This window comes from Kitasatospora sp. NPDC101801, assembly GCF_044766665.1.
Taxonomy (GTDB): Bacteria; Actinomycetota; Actinomycetes; order Streptomycetales; family Streptomycetaceae; genus Kitasatospora.
In genome coordinates, this window is the sequence record NZ_JBIWML010000045.1 from 1 (window position 1) to 17,258 (window position 17,258).

A 17,258-nucleotide genomic window follows, 5' to 3' on the forward strand; every position below is an offset into this window, starting at 1 on the left:
CTGACAGTGTCGGCGCCCTCGCGCCGCAGCGCTGTCATCAGCTTGCGGAAGTCGCGCGGGCTCAGCCCGGTGAACGGGGCTATCCAGGACGGCTCAGACGCCGTGATCACACCAGCCACGGACAAGATCATCTCACCTGTGGCCAGCAGTTACGGGACAACCCCTAGGGCGTGCAGCTCCTGAGCCACCGGTGGGAGCGTGGCCGTTGGTCGCCGGGGAGGTTGGCGCGGTGGCCGTTCCCGATACAGCCGAGCAGGGCCCGGTGGTCGATGCCGGCGAAGTACTGGACGTCGACCTGGGTGGCGCCCTCGGAGAGGTCCTGGCCGTTGTTGAAGACCGACCGGGGGGCGAGCCGGCCCGCCCAGGCGCAGCCGGTCTCGCCCTCGGACCAGTCGGTGTCCGCGTCGACCCAGGAGCAGAACTCGCCCTGCCCGTCCGGCTCGGCGAAGAAGCACACCGAGCCGCGCCGGCAGCGGTCGTAGCCGGTCGCCGCGGCGGTGCCCGGCAGGACCGCCGCCAGCCCGCCCAGCAGCAGGCCGAGCGCGAGGGCCGCGGCGAGCAGCCTCGGGCGGTGCCGCCGCAGGAAGGGACCGGGGCGCCAGGACGCGCGGCGGCCGGCCGCGGCCGCCTCCACCCGGCGCAGCAGGGAGGCCGCGGTGTGCGGAGCCCGGTCCTCGTGCCGGCGGGCCAGACAGTCCCCCAGGACGTCCCGCCAGGCGTCGGACAGGTCGGGCGAGAGCCGCAGCTCCTCCTCGCCGCGGGCGTAACGCACGGCCGCGTCGCGGCGGGTCGCCGGGGTGCCGCCGGGCAGCGGGTGGGTGCCGGTCAGCACCAGGTGGGCCAGTACGCCGAAGGCCCAGATGTCGGCGCTCGGACGGACCTTGCGCCCGCGCTCGCCGATCTCGCACCAGAGCAGGTCCGGCGGGGTGTAGTCGGCGGTGCCGAAGGCGGGGGCGTAGGCGTGGGTGCCCTCCAGCTCGGCGGCCATGCTGAAGTCGGCCAGGCGGGCCGTCCCGTCGGGCATCAGCAGCACGTTGCCGGGCTTGAGGTCGCCGTGCACCCAGCCCGCGCGGTGCAGTTGGTCCAGCCCCTCGCAGACGTGGGCGAGCAGGGCCGGGCCGCCGCGCGGGACGGGCTGGGCGGCGAGCAGGTCGTCCAGCGAGCCCTCCGCCGCCTCCAGCGCCAGCACGGTGGCACCGTCGAGCTCCGGGCGGGCCGGGTCGTCGACGGTGTGCACCTCGTACAGCCGGATCAGCCGGGGGGCGCGCACCCGACGCAGCAACGCCGTCTCCCGCTCGGCGAGTTCGCGCAGGTGGCCGAGCTGGCGCGGGGTGCTGGTGCCGGTCGGCAGGACCTTCAGCGCGGCCCGGGTCGGCACCCCGGCCTCGGGCACCGAGCGGCGGGCGGCGTACACCCGGCCGAAGGCACCGGAGCCGAGCAGGTGCCCGACCGTCCAGGGGCCGATCCGGTAGCCGGCCGGGACGTGCAGCAGGTCCGGCGGGCCGCCGTCCCGGGTGGTCATCGCTCCGGTCCGGACGGGTCGGCCTCCAGGGTGCCGAGGTCCTCCTCCCGGACCAGGTCGAAGCGCAGGGCCAGCGAGACCAGCGAGTCCTTCTTGCCGGCCAGCCTGGGGCCGGGCGCGGCGCTGTCCGGGCCGGGCTTGATCCGGAGCTTCACCGCGAGGTAGTCGATGTTCCACTGCACGGCGGCCCGGTTGACGGCCGGCCAGATCGGGCGCAGCCGCTCGACGATCTGGTCGGCGGTGGGTGTGGGGGCGTGCGGGCTCACCCGCAGGCGTGGCTCGCAGAGGGCGGTGAGCACCCGGAAGTACCGCTTGGAGCGGTCGAGCGGGAAGGCCAGCAGGGTGGGCTCGCCGCCGGCCGCGGACGCCTGGTCGCGGTCGGCGTAGTCGTGCCGGGGCGCCCAGACGTCCAGGGTGATCAGGTCGGAGCCTGCCGGCAGGACCAGCCGGGAGAACTCGAACGGGACCGGGGCGCCGAGCCGGCCCGGGGCGATCTTGAGGTGCTCGCCGGCGCCCTCGGGGTTCTCCACCACGTAGGTGGCGGTCCGGCTGAAGTTGCTGAGCAGCCAGTGGGTGCCGTCGGCGACGATCTCGCCCGCGGCCCTGGAGATGCCGGTGTGCGGGATGAGCAGGTCGCCCGCCCCGCCCTCCCGGCCGAACCGCAGCGTCCGCCCGGGGGCCAGCCGTTGCTGACCGGCCGGCTCCATGCCGGGCCCCGGAACCACGATGATGCTGTACACGAGCCGTTTCCCCTCCCCCGACGGTCCTGGGGGAAGGGTAACAAGGGTGCCGGGCCGTTCACCCGGCCCTCACCGTCGGCCCGCCGGACGGCTCAGCACTCCCCCCGCCACACGAAGCGGTCGATGGTCCGCCCGCCGGCCGGCAGGTTGCCCCGGCCCTCGGTCCAGCCGAAGTGCAGGCACTGGCTGCCGCCCTCCCGGAAGTAGACCTGGACGTGGTCGTAACCGGGCTGCGCCGTCCCGTTGTTGAAGAAGGAGCGGCGCAGGCCGCAGGTGCTGGCCGGCTGGTCGGAGCCGGAGCGGCAGACCGTGCCGGTGCCGTCGGCGCCGGAGTAGAAGCAGACGTTGCCGCTCGGGCAGTCCTGCCAGGCCGACGGTGCGGTGGTGCAGTTGCGGCTGGTGACGCTCGGCCACTCGGCGTTCGGGCCGGAGTACCGGACGCCGTCGAGCAGGGCCGGCACCCGGTGGCTCTCGTCGGTGAAGTCGCCCGTGGCCAGGTAGCGCTGCTCGTAGTGCAGGTGCGCCCAGCCCGAGGCGCCCGAAATGCCGATCCGGCCGATGGTGCTGCCCTGGGTCACCCGGTCGCCCTTCTTCACGTACGTCGCCGGGTCGTCCTTGAGGTGGTAGTACGCGGTGAACCAGCCGTTGCCGTGGCTGATCTGGACGGTGTTGCCGGAGCCGTTGTCCCGGTAGGTGGCGGACACCGTGCCCGCCGCCGAGGCGAGCACCGGCAGACCGTCGGAGCCGGTGTTGCCCTCCACCACCATGTCCAGCGCCGGATCGTGGCCCCAGGTGTCCAGCTGCCACACCGTGCCGCACGGGAACGGCAGTTGGAAGGCCGGCCGTTCGGCGGCCGTGCCCACCGCCGCCCCGGTCCGCGCGGTGGCCGTGCCCGGCACCACCGCCGCCATCAGCACTGCGGCCGCCAGCCAGGCCGGCAGTACCGCCCACGCTCTGCGCATCGCTCTTCCCGTCCCGAGTCCCCCGGCGGCGAGTGCCGCCCGACCGTCATGCTGGGGGACGCTCCGCCGGAGCACCACCTCGGACCTCAGAGGGTCCATCCGCCGCCCGGTGACTCCAGCTCGGGCCGCAGGACTTCGGGGTCGCCGGCGACGACGCCGGTGAACCGGTCGGGGGCGAAGCTGCGGGCGGCGGCCCGGACGGCGTCCGGCGTGACCGCCCGCAGGCGGTGCAGGTGGCCGGGCAGCCAGCCGTGGTCGAGACCGGCGGACGCCAGGGTGAGCAGGTGGTGGGCGAGCCCGCTCTGCCCGGTCAGCGCCAGGGCGGTGATCCCCACCGCGTACGAGCGGGCGGCGGTCACCTCGGCGTCGGTGGGCGGCGCGGAGTCGGCGATCTTGGCGAGTTCGTGCCGGGCCGCCCGGAGCGCGGCGCCCGCCGTCCGGGTGTCGGTGTCGAAGCCGAGCACGGTCAGGGCGCTGCCGCCGGCGTGCTCCTCGACGGTCGACTGGGCGTGGTAGACGTAGCCGAGGCTCTCCCGCAGCTCCGCGACCAGCCGCGAGGAGAAGTAGCCGCCCAGCACCAGGTTGGCCACCAGCTGCGCCTCGTAGCCGGGATCGCTCCGGGGCAGCGCGGGTGCCGCGAGCCGGATCTGGGCCTGCCGGGCGCCCGGCCTGGGCAGCAGGTCGAGGCCGCCGCCCCGGACCGGGTCGGGTGCGGTGGGCGCGGTCACCGTCCGGTCGGAGCGCCACCGGGCCAGCGCGGCGCCGACCTGATCGGCCGTCACCTTCGGCTCCGCGCCGCCCACCACGACCAGGGTGGCGCCCCGGGGCACCAGCCGCTGCTGGGCCAGCTGCCGGATCGCGTCCGGGTCGACGGCGGCCAGCAGGCCGGACTCGGGGGTCTCCCGGCTGAGCGGGTGGTCGCCGTGGCACCGGCGCAGCAGCGCCTCGCGGACGGCGTTCTTGGGCAGCCGCCGGGCGACGTCGATGCGTTGCCGCAGGCGGGCCCGCTGCTCGGCGACGTCCTGCGGGTCGAAGGCCGGCTCGGTGAGGCAGTCGGCGAGCACCTGAAGCAGGCGCGGCAGCCCGTCGGCCAGCGCGCTGCCGGAGAGCACCAGGCGCTCGGGGTCGACCCGGGCGCTGAGCTGCGCCCCGACGTCGGCCAGCCGGTCGTCCAGGGCCGCGCGGCCGTGCTTCCGGGTGCCGCCGAGCAGGGTGGCGGCGAGCAGCTCGGCGGTGGCTCCGAGCTGGGCGGGCCCGCCGTCGGACGGGATCAGCAGGCGCAGCTCCACCAGCGGAACGGTGCTGCTGCGGGCCGCCAGCACGCGCAGCCCGTTCTCCGCCACGACGGTGACCGCGTCCAGCGGCGCGGCCGGGCGGGCGGCGGCGAGCGGGGGCAGCAGGTCGGCCGGCGGCTCGGTGGCGGGTGCGGTCATCGGGGGCCTCCCGGGGTGGGCGCGGCGGGGACGAGCAGGACGCTGCGGCGGCGTTGCCCGGCCAGGTCGGCGGCGGCCTCGGCGACCGCCGCCGGGGTGATCCGGCGGATCCGGCCGGGCAGCCCGGCGGCCAGGGCGGCGTCGCCGTGGTGCAGTTCGAACCGGCCGTACTGCTCGGCCCGCGCACCGAGGCGGTCCAGCCTGCGGTGCCGCTCGACGGCCATCCGGGCGGTGGCGCGGGCCAGCGCGGCCGGGTCGGGCCCGCGGTCCGCCAGCGAGCGCAGGCCGGCCCAGGCGGCGTCGGCCACCGCGTCCGCCGTGCCGGGCGAGGGCAGCATGGCGCGGATCACGAAGACGTCCGGGTCCCGGGCCTCCAGCGGTGCCCCAGTGAGCCCGGCACCCGCGTGCACGCTGACGGCGGTGCCCGCCTCGCGGACGGCGCTGCGGTGCAGCAGCGAGGTCTCGCCGCCGCCGAGCAGGGCGCCCACCACGGCGGCCGCCAGGTAGCGGTCGGTCTCGGCGACCGGGTCGGGCAGCCGCAGGCCGAGCGCCAGGGCGGGCATCGGCAGCCCGGGGACCGGGATCTCGTCCTGCCGGTCCCCGGTGGGCCGGTCCTCGGTGACCGGGGTGCGGACGGGCACCGGGCGGGCCGCGACCTGGTCGAAGTGACGCCGGATCAGCTCGGCGCAGTCGGCCGGGTCGACGTCGCCGCAGACGGTGAGCACGGCGTTGCCCGGCGCGTAGTGGGTGTCGAAGAAGGCGGTGCAGTCCGCGAGCGTGCTCGCGTCCAGGTCGGCCAGGTCGCCGTAGCCGTTGTGGGTGTTGGCGTAGCCGCCGAACAGCACGGGCGGCAGCGGGATCCAGGGGAAGCCGCCGTAGGGCTGGGCGGTGACGTTGCGGAGGATCTCCTCCTTGACGACCGCGAGTTGGTGCGCGAGCGTCGCCTCGGTGAGCCGGGGGCCGCGCATCCGGTCGGCCTCCAGGAACAGCATCCGCTCCAGCGCCTCGGGCGGCACCACCTGGTGGTACGCGGTGTGGTCCCGGTAGGTGATGCCGTTGAACGTCCCGCCGGCCGCCTGCACATGACGCCCGTGCAGGCCCGCGCCGACCCGTTCGCTGCCCTCGAACATCAGGTGCTCGAAGAGGTGGGCGAAGCCGCTCCGCCCGACCGGTTCGGAGCGGAAGCCGACGTCGTAGTGGACCGCCACGCAGACCGCGGGCGCGCTCGGATCCGCGGCGACCACCACCCGCAACCCGTTGTCCAGCCGCAGCCGTTCGACGCCCCCGAGCACCGGCGCCCGCTCCGCCGGGCGGGTCATCGGGCGGTGTCCTGCATGGTGCGGATGGCCAGCCGCCCGGCGGCCAGCACCAGCAGCACGGCGAGGCCGGCCCCCAGCGCGACCGGACCGCTGCCGACGTCCCCGGCGAACAGGTGCCGCTCCGCCTCGACGATGTGGGTGAGCGGGTTGGCCTTGGACAGGAAGGACAGCCAGGCCGGGGCCAGCGACATCGGCAGCAGGATGCCCGAGAGCAGCAGGACGGGCAGGCCGACGGCGTTCAACAGGCCGCCGAACGCCTCCTCCTGACGCAGCTTCAGGGCAAGCCCGTACGACAGCGCGGACAGCCCGACGGCTAGCACCCCGATCAGCAGGATCGCCAGCAGCACCCCCGTGAGCTGGGCCCGCAACCCGGCAGCGACCGCGCCGAGCACCAGGATGACCACCTGGGTGAGGATCACCAGGACGTCCCGGGCGACCCGGCCGGCCAGCAGGGCGGTCTTCGAAGCGGGGGTGATCCGCAGCCGGTCCAGTACGCCGGAGCGCTGCTCGGACAGGATGCCCATCCCGACGAAGATGCAGCTGAACATCGCCTGCTGGACCAGGAGCCCGGGGACGAAGACGCTCCAGGAGTTCTGCGCGCGGAAGCCCGGCCCGGCCGACAGCTTGACCAGCAGCGGTCCGAACAGCAGCAGGTACAGCACGGGCTGGATCAGCCCGACCGCGACCCAGACGGGGTTGCGCAGCGTGTAGTTGACGGACCGCTGGAAGATGGCCAGCGAGTCGGTGATCGTTTTCACCGTTCCTCCAGGGCGGGTGCGTGCGCGGGCTCGGGCTCGGGGGCTGCGGTCGGTACGGCGGGCAGGTCGCCCCCGTCGCCGACCGCGCGCCCGGTGAGGGCGAGGAAGACGTCCTCCAGGGACGGGCGCTTGACCGTGACGGAGCTCAGTTCGACGCCGTCCCGGTCGAGTTCGCGGAGCAGCGCGGCGAGCACGCTCCGGGCCTCCACCACCCGCAGCTGGACGGTGCCGGCCGAGGTGTCCAGCCGCCCTTCGGGGACCACCCTGGCGACCGCCCGGGCGGCGTCGCCGACCTGTTCGGTGCTCAGCACGACGGTGTCGCCGGCCGAGGCGTCCTTCAGGGACTCAGGGGTGTCGTCGGCGATGATCCGGCCCCGGTCGACGATGGCGATCCGGTCGCAGACCTGGTCCGCCTCGTCGAGGTGGTGGGTGGTCAGCAGGACCGTGACGCCGTGCTCGGTGCGCAGCGCCCGGACGTGGTCCCAGAGCGCCACCCTGGTCTGCGGGTCGAGCCCGGCGGTGGGTTCGTCGAGGAACAGCACCTTGGGCCGGGCGACCAGCCCGAGCGCGATGTCGACCCGCCGCAGCTGGCCGCCGGAGAGGGTCTTGGCGAGGCGGTTCTCCAGCCCCTCCAGCCCGAAGTCCGCGCACAGCCGGGCCGCGCGTTCGGTGGCCTGCCGCTTGTCGAGGCCGTGCAGGCGGGCCTGGATGCGCAGTTCGTCGATCACCCGGTGCTCCGCGCCGGCCGAACCGCCCTGGCCGACCAGACCGATCCGCCGCCGGACCTCCTCCCGTTCCGTCACGACGTCGAAGCCCGCGATCCGGGCGCTGCCTGAGCTCGGGTCGAGGAGCGTGGTGAGCATCCGCACGGTGGTGGTCTTCCCGGCGCCGTTGGGGCCGAGCAGACCGACCACCTGGCCGGCGCCGACCTCCAGGTCGATCCCCCGGACGGCTGCGACTTCGCCGGACCTCGCCTTGAAGGAGCGGGCTAGTCCGTGGGCGGCGATCATCCGCGCACCCGTCCCTGGTGGCCCTCTGTCATGGTGGCCCTTCCCCTTTCGACGTACTTCCCGAGATGCCGTGCAATGCACCGAAAGCACGACGGTGAAGCGGTGGCACGAAAGGTGACGATGCCGAATTCGGAGCGATCGGTCCAGTGCCGCCGACGCCCCAGGAGCGCATTGGCAGCAAGCTGCAGCGAACCGGCCGAAGGTCGCACTTTGCTGCCGCGCAACGGCTCTTGCGGTGGTCAGGGACGGGCGACCACGATGGGGATCGCCGAAGTCGGGGGCGGTGGAATTCGACTCCGCCGAACGCGAAGGATTCCGTCCGGCGCAATTCGGACGACGGATTACCCGGTTCCCGACCGACGGCGACGCACCAGCAGCGGCCGGTGATTCCACCGGCCGCCGGAAATCACGGAAGGACATTCAGATGAGCCAGACCTCGGTCGACTTCGCCGCTTTCGACGTGGAGGACCTGCTGGTCCTCGACACCAACAACGCGGTGGCCCTGCCCGAGATGGGCGCCTCGATCATCATCAACGCCTTCGTCGACGACGCCGAGGGCATGCTCGACGAGACCCAGATGTCGATGGTCGACACCGTCTCCATCTCCTCCTCCTCGTCCTGCTGCTGCTGCTGATCCGGTAGCCCCGCGGCACGGCCGGTCCGGTCCTCAGACCCGGGCCGCAGCACCCCGCCGGCCCGGACGCCGGCGTCATCTTGACCGATCACCCGCAGCGGGGGGACCTCGTCCCATCGAGGTCCCCCCGCGCCGTCCCGGAGGAGTCTCCCGTGGATCTGCCCGGCCGGCCCGGCGTCATCCGGGTCTACGACCACTCGCCCGACCCGCGCCCGCTGCTGCGGCTGCTCGCGGAGCCGCTGCGGCGGCTGAAGGCCGGGCAGTGGGTGCCGCTGGTGCACGTCCGCCGCGGCTGGCTCGGCGGCTCCCATCTCCAGCTGCTGCTCAGACCGCTGCAGAGCAACACCCTGCGCCTGGACGAATTCGCCGCCCTGGCCGCCGAGTTGGCCGGCTCACTGCCGGCCGGACCGCCGGACGGCGCCGCCTACCTGGCCCGGGCCGCCGAGCTCGGCCGCTGGGAGAACGTGCACCCGCCGTTCCCGCCGCTGCGGCCGCAGGGGTACGTGGAGGTCTCCGCGGAGGACCCGCACCCCGACTGGGCCCCGGCCCTGGTGCAGGCCCGCGACCAGCTCTCGGCCCACCTGCTGGAACCGGTGCTCGGCAGCGTGGCGCTCGACGGCACCGACCTGCTCCGGCACCTGGCCCGGGTGCTGGCGCTGCTGGCCCGCTCCCACCCGTACGGCATCGGCGTCGGCACGCTGCCGTACCGCTCGCACGTGGAGGGCGTGATGTCCGCCGTCGGTGCGCGCACCGACCTCCGCACGGTGTTCCGGGCCAGGTACGCCCAGGACGCCGCGTTCTTCGCCGCGGCCCTGACGGACGCTCACCCCCCGGAGCAGGCCGCCGCCCTGGACGCCTGGCAGCTCGGCTTCGCCCGCTGCTGGGGCGCGGCCGAGGCGATGGCGGCCGCCGGCCTGGTGGACCAGTCCGTACTGGCGGCCGTCGGGGCGGTCACCGCGCCGACGGACGACCGCCCGGTGCCGAGCGCGTTCCACTCCGCCGCCCACCACTCCGGCCTCACCGCGCAGGAGCCGTACTGGCAGCTGGCGCACCGTCTCGTCCTCAACACCCTCTACACCGCGCTCACCTGTTTCGGCGTCAGCCCGCTGCAGCGCTACTACCTGTGCTTCGGGCTGAGCGAGGCCGCCGACGAACTGCTCGGCGAGAGCTGGCTGGAGCGCTTCGCCGGCTTCGCCGACCGGGAGCTCCCGGAGGACATCCGGACCGCCGCCGAGGCCACGTCAGGCCGCTGACCCGGCCCCAGACCTTCCACGATTGGAGACCCATGCGATTCGGCGTGTCGTTCCTGCCCGATTCCTCCCCCGCCACCAAGTCCGCGGTCGACTACTTCGACGAGGTCCTGCGGATGTCCCGGCTGGCCGACGAAGCCGGCCTGGACTACGTGAAGATGACCGAGCACTACCTCAACCCGTACGGCGGCTACTGTCCCAGCCCGCTGACCTTCCTGACCGCCGTCGCCGCGCAGACCCGCTCGATCCGGCTGATGACCGGCTGTGTGCTGCCGGTCTTCCACCACCCGGTCCAACTGGCCTCCGACATCGCGATGGTGGACGCGCTCAGCGGCGGCCGGCTGGAGATCGGCTTCGCCCGCGCCTACCTGCCCTACGAGTTCGAGGCGCTGGGCGTGCCGATGGACGGCAGCCGGGCCCGGTTCGAGGCGACCATCGAGGCGGTTCGGCGGCTGCTGACCGAGGAGCGGGTCACCGAGGACACCCCCTTCTTCTCGTTCCGGGACGCCACCGTCCTGCCCCGGCCCACCCAGGACCCGCGCCCGCCGTTCTGGATCGCCGCCGTGCGCTCGCCCGAGAGCTTCGTCCGGATCGGCGAGTTGGGGCACGGGCTGCTCATCACGCCGTCCGGCACCGCGTTCGACGACGCGCTGGTCGGCACCTACCGGCAGAGCTTCGAGCGCTCCCACGGGTCGACCGCCGTGCCCCGGGTGGCCGCCAGCCTGCCGCTGTACGTGGCCGCCACCGACCAGGAGGCGCGCCGGATCGCCGACCCGCACCTGACCGAGTACCTCCGGGTGTGGACGGCGGCACTGGCCCGCTGGGACGACACCGCCTCCCGCGACTACCAGGGCTACACCGGCTTCAACCGGATCGCCCGGACGCTGACCGCGAAGGACCTGCGCTCCTCCGGCACCGCCTTCATCGGCTCACCCGAGCACGTGATCGACCAGATCGGCCGGTTCCAGGACCGGATGGCGGCCGACGTGCTGCTCTGGCAGACCGACTTCGGCGGGCTCGGCGGCCCGGACGCCCTCCGCAGCCTGGAGCTGTTCGCCGCCGAGGTGATGCCCGCCGTCGGCGGCGACCGCACCCCGGCCGTCGCCGCCGCCCGGTGAGGGCCGCGCCGATGACCGCCCCGCGCCCGCGCGCCCTGCCGAGGAAGGTGCTCCCCACCCCATGACCGTCGAGCTGATCCACCCACCGCTGGCGGCGGACCGCGCGAGCACGGCCCGGCCGGTGCTCGCCGACACGGCGCTGCTGCGGATCAACCCGCTGCCCGGCCGCCGGCTCGCCTCGCCCATCCTGGGCGTGGCCCTGCGGGCGCTCGCCGCCGCCGAGACCGCGCGCTTCCAGGTCGCCGAGGCGGCCTGCGCGGAGCTGTACGAGCTGGCCGGCGGCCCGGCCGGGCGGGACCGCCACCGGGCGCTGCGCCTGCGCCGGGACATCCACAACCACCGCGATCCCGAACCGGCACTGCAGACCGGCCCCTGGCCGGAGGCCGTGACGGCCTGGCTGGACGCCCAGCAGCGCAGCCTGCTGGCCCGTACCGCCCTCACCGCCGGGCACCAGGACCTGCTGGCGCACGAGCGGACGGTGCTCGCCGAGCTGTGCGCGGCCGAACCCTTCCAGCTCTCGCTGGCCCTCAACTCGCCCCAGGTGCTGGACGCGGTACGCCGCTACCGCTCGGGCGCGGACGCGCCCTCGGCCCGGCTGCGCAAGTCCGAGCGCGGCATCCTGCAGCACCTCACCCGGGCGATGGTCCGCACCAGTCCGCTGTCCCGGTTCACCGCCGTCGGCTTCGCGCACTGGTCCGAGCACGGCACCGCGCTGGACGCCGTCGGCTTCGACCGGAAGGCGGCCCGCGCGTACGTCTCGCTCGACCGGGCCCTGTTCTCCGCGCTGGTCACCGGCGTCGGCGAGGTCCCCTGGGCGGAGGGCGCCCGGACCTCGCTGCCGCCGGTGGTGGACCAGAACCGCACCCTGCGGCCGAGCGACTTCGAGGTCCGGTTCGTCCGCCGCAGCCAGGGCACCGCGACCCTGGCCAGCACGCCGCTGACCCGCCCGCTGACCGCACTGCTGGCGCTCACCGGCCTCGGGCCGATCCGCACCACCGTGCTGCTCGCGGAACTCGCCCGCGAGCTGACGGTGCCGCTGCCCGTCGCCCAGCGGTTCGTGGCCCACGCGCTGGCGGCGCAGCTGCTGCTCCCCGGCCCCGCCGTCCCGGAGCAGCTGGTCGACCCGCTGCCCGCCGCCCGCGCCGTGCTGGCCGAGCGCGCGCCGGAGGCCGTACCGGTCCTGGACTCCGCCGTCCGGAGCCTGGCCGAGATCGCCGCCGGCGGCGTGGTCGCCCGCCGGACCGCGCTGGCCCGCCTCCAGGAGGCCGAGACCGGGCTGAACGCGCTGTCCACCCGCCCGGCCCGGCTGCACGTCAACGAGGACCTGGTGCTCCCGCCGACCGCGATCACCGCCCACGGGTACCGGCAGGCGCTGGACGACCTGGCCGAGGTGACCGCCTACCTGGCCGTCTTCGACCGGCACCACGAGGTACGGGCGCTGCTCGGCACCGCCTTCGCCGACCGCTTCGGCCCCGGCGCCGAGGTCGGCCTGGCAACCGCCGCGCCCGACCTGGTCGCCATGGTCTACCGCCGGGAGAGCGCGCTGACCGCCGGCAACGCCGCCGAGTTCGGCCCCGCCGACGGCTCGCTGGCGGAGCTGCTGCGGCTGCGCGCCGAGGCGCTCGCCCACGTCACCACGGCCGTCGAGGCCGCGGGGGACGCGGCGGAGGTCCGGCTGGACCCGGCCGGGCTCGGCGCGTTCGGGCGCCGCCTGCCGGGCTTCTTCCGCCGCTCGGCCTCCTCGTACGCCCTGCTGGTGCAGCCCGTGGACGGCCGCCTGGTGGTCAACGACTGCTACGGCGGCCGGGGCCTGCTCGGCAGCCGCTTCCTCGGCTCGGACCGGGAGCTCGGCGGCGACGCGGCCGAGCGGACGGCCGCCCGGACGCTGCGTCAGCTCGGCGGCGACGGCGGCGCCGTGCTGGAGGACCGGGGGCTGCACGGGTCCAACATCAACCACCGGGTGGGTCTGCTGCCCGAGACCGTCACCCCGGAGGACTGGGCCGGGGTCAAGATCGCCCACGACCCGGCCACCGGCGCGCTGTCGCTGCGCGACCGCGACGGCCGGCGGATCACCCCGGTGTCCTGCGGGATGAAGTGGTCGGAGCTGCTGCCCGAACCGCTGCGGGTGGCGATGTGGCTCGCCGACAGCGGACGCGTCACCCTGGACCCGCTCGCCGCCGTGCGGGCCGGCCGGCTGCGCGCGGACGGCGACCGGGCGGCCACCCTGCGGCTGCCCCGACTGACGGCCGGTCAGGTGGTGCTCCAGCGCCGCCGCTGGTACGCCGGGGCGGACTTCCCCGAAGCGGCCGGGAGCCGGACCGAGGCCGAGCACCTGATCGCGCTCACCACCTGGCGGGCGGCCCACCAGGTGCCGGAGGAGGTGGTCGCCAAGACCCCGCTCGGCGGTCTGCCGTCCCGGCAGGGGGCCGAGGGGGTCAGCGCCTACGTGAAGGCCCGCCGCCGGGACAAGCCGCAGTACCTCGACCTGGGCAGCGCGCTGATGGCCCGCGCCCTGCCCCGGCTGCTGGACCGGCGCGGCCGGGGCTACCTGGAGGAGGCGCTGCCCGGCGTCCGGGCCGCCCGGCACGCCGTCGAGTGGGCGGTGGAGTTCGACCTGCCAGGCGCCGGTCCGCGCCCCGCCCCGCACCCCGAGGAGACCGTCCGATGACCCAGGCCACCGCCCCCGCGCCGACCGCCCCCGAGCGGCCGGCCCCGGCCCGGCGCGATCCGGCGGCGCGGGTCAGGCTCCGCCCCGGGGCGCACTTCGCGCCGGTCGCCCGCGGGGTGCACGTCTCGCACCTGCGGAGCTCGTTCGTGCTCGCCGGGCCGCCCGCGCTGCACCAGCTGATCGACGGTCAGCTCGGACGGCTGGCGGACGGCACCTCGGTCGACGAGCTGGTGGCGGCGGGTGGTTCGGAGTCCGCCCGCCCGGTCCTCGACCACCTGCTGCGCACCCTGCTCGACCAGGGCGTCCTGCTGGACCTCGCGGCCCTGACCGTCGGCGAACCCGACCCGGCGACCGCCGCCCGGTACGCCGACGTGCTCGCCCACCTGGAGGACCACAGCGACGACCCGTACGCGGTCTTCGCCCGGCTGCGCGCCTCGACCGTCGGGATCAGCGGCTCGGGACCGGCCGTGCCCGGCCTGCTCCGCGGCCTCGCGGCGTACGGGATCGAGCGGGTCCGGGTCACCGGCCCGGGTGCCGCACCGGACGGGTCGGTCCCGGACCTCACCGTCCTGGTCCTGGACCGGGAGAACGACGCCCGCCTCGCCGCACCGGCGGCCGGGTCCGCCGTGATCCCGCTGCTCACCCTGGACGACCTCGCCGTGGTCGCCGGGCCCGGCGTCCCCGGTTCGTTCGCCGGGCTCCCCGCGGCCACCGCCCGGGCCCGCGCCTGGGCGGCACTGGAGCCCGGTGCGGCGGCGCCGCCCACCATGAGCGCCGTGCTCGCGGGAGCGCTGGCCGCCAGGGCCTGCTTCGAGGCGCTGACCGGGCTGGCCACCCCGCTGCCCGAGGCGGCCGACGGCCCGGCCCCGGTGGCCGACCAGGTGACCGGCCGGGTGGCGGGCCCCGCCCGCCCGGAGCAGGACGCCGGCCACCACGTCACGCTGGTCTGGGGCCACGCCCTGGAATCCCGCCGCCTGCCCACCCCGAGGCTGCACACCACCACGGCGGCCCGCTGGGACTCCCCCGACGTCGCGGCGCTGCCGGCGGACGCCGGGCCGGGCGGCGCACCTGACGCCCTGTCGGTGTTCCGTACCGCCGCCCCCCTGACCGCCCGTTGGAGCGGCCCGGCCCGGCTCGAACCGGATCTGGACCTCCCGCAGATCCCGGTCTCGACCGCCACCGCGCGCTTCCTCGACGGCGGGAGCAGGTACCTCGGCTGGGGCCCGACCCGCGCGGTCGCCGGGGTCGAGGCGCTGCTCGCCGGGCTGCGTGACACCGCGACCCTGGACGCCCTGGCACAGCACACCGGGCCGCTCACCAGCGGCCGGACCGTGCCCTGCGCCGGTGCCACCGGGCAACTCTGGCTGCTGGACGGCCTGGTGCGGCTGCTCGCCCCGCCGGACGCCGGCACCGAGTTCGACTGGCCCGACGTGACGCACCCGGACGTCCGGTCGCTCTGGGGTGCGCTGCTCGACCACTTCGACGTCCCCGTCACCCTGCGGACCGAGCCGCTGCCGGAGCTCGGCGGGCTGGTGGCGACCGCGACCCGGGCCACCGACGGCGCCGTGCTGGGCCGCCAGTGGGGCCCGGGCACCCAGTCGGCGGTGCACGCCGCGCTGGTGGAGAGCTGTGCGCGGGTGCAGACCGGGCTGTTCCGCGCGCCCGACCTGGCCACCGGGCCCGGGAGTTGGGTGCTGCACGCGCTGCCCGCACCCCGGCTGGCGACGCTGACCGCCCGGGCCGCCGAGCTGCTGGCGCGGCCGGGCCGCGACCTCCGGGCCCACCGGCTGCTCAGTGACGGTGTGCTCGACCGGCTCCCGCTGGTCTGCGGCCTGCTGGAGTGGCGATGAACGCGCCGCACCGGACGGCGCCGCCGTCCGGCACCGCCGCCCGCACCCTGCTCGGCCCGGGCGCGCCCGCCGACTGGGACTGGAGCGGCTGGGCCGCCCACCCCGGGGTCGGCCTGCTCGCCGTCAGCGCCGGCTGGGACCGGCGGTGGGAGGCCGAGGCGCTCGCCGAGGCCCGGCTGCGCGGGGTCGGACTGCTCTCGGTCCGGATCGCCGACGACGCCGTGGTCCTGGGCCCGCTCTGGACCCCGCTGCTGCTGGACGGGACCCCGGTCTCCTGCGCGGGCTGCGTGGTCACCCGGCTGTCGCACCGTCACCGCCCGGAGGGCGAGGCCCTGGTGGACTTCGCGGCCGCCGCGGGCCGGGCGGCTCCGGCGGCGCCCGAGGCCGCCGGTACCGGCCGCCCGGCCCCGCACCGGGCCTCCCCCTGGCTGCCGCAGGCGGTCGGCGCGTACGGGCTGGTGCTCGGCGCGGCGCCGCTGCGCCCGGGCGAGCTCGTGGTGCTGCGGGGCGACGGCACCATCCGGCGGCACCGGGTGCGCCGGAGCCACCGTTGCCCGATCTGCGGCACCCCGCGCACCGCCGCCGGGGACCCCGCCGTGCCGCCGCCGGCCCCGCCCCGGCACCCCCGCCCGACCGACGCCGCCGTGCCCACCCGGGCCGGTGCGCCCTACGGGATGGACCCGGACCGGATGCGGCGCGCGTTGGCCGACTCCCGGTTCGGCCCGGCCGTCCGGATCAGCCGGGACGGCCACGTGCCGTTCGCGATGTCCGAGGTCCAACTGCTCGGCGGCGCCCCGGCCGGCCACGGCCGGGCCCGGACCTACCGCGAGGCCGAGGCGGTCGCCTACCTGGAGGCGTACGAGCGGGTGGCCGGCTACCCGCACGCCGCGCCGCTGGTCACCGGGCGGACGGCGCGCGAGCTCGGCGACCGGGCGCTGGACCCCGCCCGGCTCGGCAGCTACACCGCCGAGCAGCTCGCGCACCCGCTGAGCCGGATCCGGCCGTGGACCCGGGACACCCCGATGGACTGGGTCTGGGGCCACCGGCTGAACGACGGGGCGCCGCTGCTGGTCCCGGCCGACGCGGGCTTCTACCAGTACCGCTACCCGCCCCGCGCCCCGGGCGACCGGCGGCTGAACCACGTGCTGGAGTCCTCCAGCGGCTGCGCCCTGGGGTCCTCGGCGGAGGAGGCGGCGCTCCAGTCGCTGCTCGAACTCGCGGAGCGCGACGCCTTCCTGATCGGCTGGCACCGGCAGCGCCCGCTGCCGGTGATCGACCCGGCCACCGTCACCGACCCGCAGAGCCGCCTGCTGCTGCGGATGGCGGCGGCCCGCGGCTTCGAGGTGCACCTGCTCGCCGCGTCCGCCGACATCCCGGTGCCGGTGGTGTGGGCGCTCGCGGTCCGGCCCGACCGGGCGCTGCCCGCGGCCTTCAGCACGGCCGGCTGCCACCCCGACCCCGAGGTGGCCGTCCGGTCCGCGCTCTGGGAGCTCGCCCAGCTCACCGAGAACGGGCTGACCTGGGATCCGGCGAGCACCGAGGCGATGCTCGCCGACCCCTGGCTGGTGACCGAGCTGATGGACCATCCGCGCCGGAACGCGGACCCGAGGCTGCTGCCCCGGGTCGAAACGGTGCTGGGCGGTGCGCGGCTGACGCTGGGTGAGGCGTTCCCCGGCTGGCCAGAGGTCTACCGGCACGCCGCCGGCGGGGACGTCAACGGCGGGCTGGAGTTCGTGGCGGAGCTCTACCGCCGGGCGGGCCTGACCGAGATCGTGCTGGTCGACCAGTCCACCCCGGAGCACGGCGACGCCGGTGTCGCGGTGGTCAAGGCCGTGGTGCCGGGCATCGTCCCGATGTGCTTCGGCCAGGTCCACCAGCGCTTCGGCGGGCTGGACCGGCTGCTGGGCGCCCGGGCGGCCCCGGCCGCGTCGCTCGATCCGCACCCGTTCCCCTGATCCGTCCGGCGGGCCCGACCCGGCCCGCCGCCCAGCACC

Annotated in this window: 13 protein-coding genes and 1 pseudogene; 6 read left to right on the forward strand and 8 right to left on the reverse strand. The window is 75.9% G+C overall.

The genetic code is table 11. The annotated features are described in order from the left end of the window. The 8 genes and pseudogenes from ACIRPK_RS31945 to ACIRPK_RS31980 all read right to left on the reverse strand — a co-directional run. A pseudogene (locus ACIRPK_RS31945) lies at nt 1-119 on the reverse strand (IS5/IS1182 family transposase); the annotation flags it as partial. Nucleotides 120-163: 44 nt separating this feature from the next. Beyond that, nucleotides 164-1,522 (reverse strand): serine/threonine-protein kinase, encoded by a 1,359-nt coding sequence (locus ACIRPK_RS31950; RefSeq protein ID WP_403045058.1) that lies wholly within the window; start codon nt 1,520-1,522, stop codon nt 164-166. Continuing rightward, on the reverse strand, nt 1,519-2,262 hold the full coding sequence (locus tag ACIRPK_RS31955; protein WP_403045061.1) for an FHA domain-containing protein: 744 nt from the start codon (nt 2,260-2,262) through the stop codon (nt 1,519-1,521). The genes ACIRPK_RS31950 and ACIRPK_RS31955 overlap by 4 nt, the downstream gene beginning before the upstream one ends. Nucleotides 2,263-2,354: 92 nt before the next feature. After that, a complete protein-coding gene (locus tag ACIRPK_RS31960; RefSeq protein WP_403045063.1) occupies nt 2,355-3,224 on the reverse strand; it encodes a peptidoglycan DD-metalloendopeptidase family protein in 870 nt (289 codons plus the stop codon). A gap of 86 nt (nt 3,225-3,310) precedes the next feature. After that, nucleotides 3,311-4,657 carry a M16 family metallopeptidase gene (locus ACIRPK_RS31965; RefSeq protein ID WP_403045065.1) on the reverse strand — a complete coding sequence of 449 codons (1,347 nt, stop codon included), beginning with the start codon at nt 4,655-4,657 and terminating at the stop codon, nt 3,311-3,313. Next, nucleotides 4,654-5,976, reverse strand: coding sequence for a M16 family metallopeptidase (locus tag ACIRPK_RS31970; protein WP_403045068.1), 1,323 nt, complete (start codon nt 5,974-5,976; stop codon nt 4,654-4,656). Before ACIRPK_RS31970 ends, ACIRPK_RS31965 begins: the two co-directional genes overlap by 4 nt. Beyond that, on the reverse strand, nt 5,973-6,734 hold the full coding sequence (locus tag ACIRPK_RS31975) for an ABC transporter permease (protein WP_403045071.1): 762 nt from the start codon (nt 6,732-6,734) through the stop codon (nt 5,973-5,975). The genes ACIRPK_RS31970 and ACIRPK_RS31975 overlap by 4 nt, the downstream gene beginning before the upstream one ends. Beyond that, on the reverse strand, nt 6,731-7,744 hold the full coding sequence (locus ACIRPK_RS31980; RefSeq protein WP_403045073.1) for an ATP-binding cassette domain-containing protein: 1,014 nt from the start codon (nt 7,742-7,744) through the stop codon (nt 6,731-6,733). The genes ACIRPK_RS31975 and ACIRPK_RS31980 overlap by 4 nt, the downstream gene beginning before the upstream one ends. 424 nt (nt 7,745-8,168) lie before the next feature. On the opposite strand from ACIRPK_RS31980, the gene ACIRPK_RS31985 reads away from it, so the two are divergent. The 6 genes from ACIRPK_RS31985 (at nt 8,169) to ACIRPK_RS32010 (ending at nt 17,219) form a co-directional block, all read left to right on the forward strand. Further along, nucleotides 8,169-8,378, forward strand: coding sequence for a hypothetical protein (locus ACIRPK_RS31985; RefSeq protein ID WP_403045076.1), 210 nt, complete (start codon nt 8,169-8,171; stop codon nt 8,376-8,378). 152 nt (nt 8,379-8,530) lie between these two features. Beyond that, entirely contained in the window at nt 8,531-9,631 is a 1,101-nt protein-coding gene (locus tag ACIRPK_RS31990; RefSeq protein WP_403045078.1) for a hypothetical protein, read from the forward strand. A gap of 32 nt (nt 9,632-9,663) precedes the next feature. After that, a complete protein-coding gene (locus ACIRPK_RS31995; RefSeq protein ID WP_403045081.1) occupies nt 9,664-10,746 on the forward strand; it encodes an LLM class flavin-dependent oxidoreductase in 1,083 nt (360 codons plus the stop codon). 61 nt (nt 10,747-10,807) lie between these two features. Then, complete coding sequence (locus tag ACIRPK_RS32000; protein WP_403045083.1) at nt 10,808-13,414, forward strand: lantibiotic dehydratase; 2,607 nt, start codon at nt 10,808-10,810, stop codon at nt 13,412-13,414. After that, entirely contained in the window at nt 13,411-15,264 is a 1,854-nt protein-coding gene (locus ACIRPK_RS32005) for a hypothetical protein (protein WP_403045086.1), read from the forward strand. The genes ACIRPK_RS32000 and ACIRPK_RS32005 overlap by 4 nt, the downstream gene beginning before the upstream one ends. Continuing rightward, nucleotides 15,261-17,219, forward strand: coding sequence for a YcaO-like family protein (locus ACIRPK_RS32010; protein ID WP_403045089.1), 1,959 nt, complete (start codon nt 15,261-15,263; stop codon nt 17,217-17,219). Before ACIRPK_RS32005 ends, ACIRPK_RS32010 begins: the two co-directional genes overlap by 4 nt. Nucleotides 17,220-17,258: the final 39 nt, after the last annotated feature.

Excerpts from the sequence above, each read along its gene's own strand:
- ACIRPK_RS31980 (WP_403045073.1), bottom strand. The coding sequence starts at position 7,744 with ATGATCGCCGCCCACGGACTAGCCCGCTCCTTCAAGGCGAGGTCCGGC.
- ACIRPK_RS31970 (WP_403045068.1), bottom strand. The coding sequence starts at position 5,976 with ATGACCCGCCCGGCGGAGCGGGCGCCGGTGCTCGGGGGCGTCGAACGG.
- ACIRPK_RS31985 (WP_403045076.1), top strand. The coding sequence starts at position 8,169 with ATGAGCCAGACCTCGGTCGACTTCGCCGCTTTCGACGTGGAGGACCTG.
- ACIRPK_RS31960 (WP_403045063.1), bottom strand. The coding sequence starts at position 3,224 with ATGCGCAGAGCGTGGGCGGTACTGCCGGCCTGGCTGGCGGCCGCAGTG.
- ACIRPK_RS31965 (WP_403045065.1), bottom strand. The coding sequence starts at position 4,657 with ATGACCGCACCCGCCACCGAGCCGCCGGCCGACCTGCTGCCCCCGCTC.
- ACIRPK_RS31950 (WP_403045058.1), bottom strand. The coding sequence starts at position 1,522 with ATGACCACCCGGGACGGCGGCCCGCCGGACCTGCTGCACGTCCCGGCC.
- ACIRPK_RS31995 (WP_403045081.1), top strand. The coding sequence starts at position 9,664 with ATGCGATTCGGCGTGTCGTTCCTGCCCGATTCCTCCCCCGCCACCAAG.
- ACIRPK_RS32005 (WP_403045086.1), top strand. The coding sequence starts at position 13,411 with ATGACCCAGGCCACCGCCCCCGCGCCGACCGCCCCCGAGCGGCCGGCC.
- ACIRPK_RS32010 (WP_403045089.1), top strand. The coding sequence starts at position 15,261 with ATGAACGCGCCGCACCGGACGGCGCCGCCGTCCGGCACCGCCGCCCGC.
- ACIRPK_RS32000 (WP_403045083.1), top strand. The coding sequence starts at position 10,808 with ATGACCGTCGAGCTGATCCACCCACCGCTGGCGGCGGACCGCGCGAGC.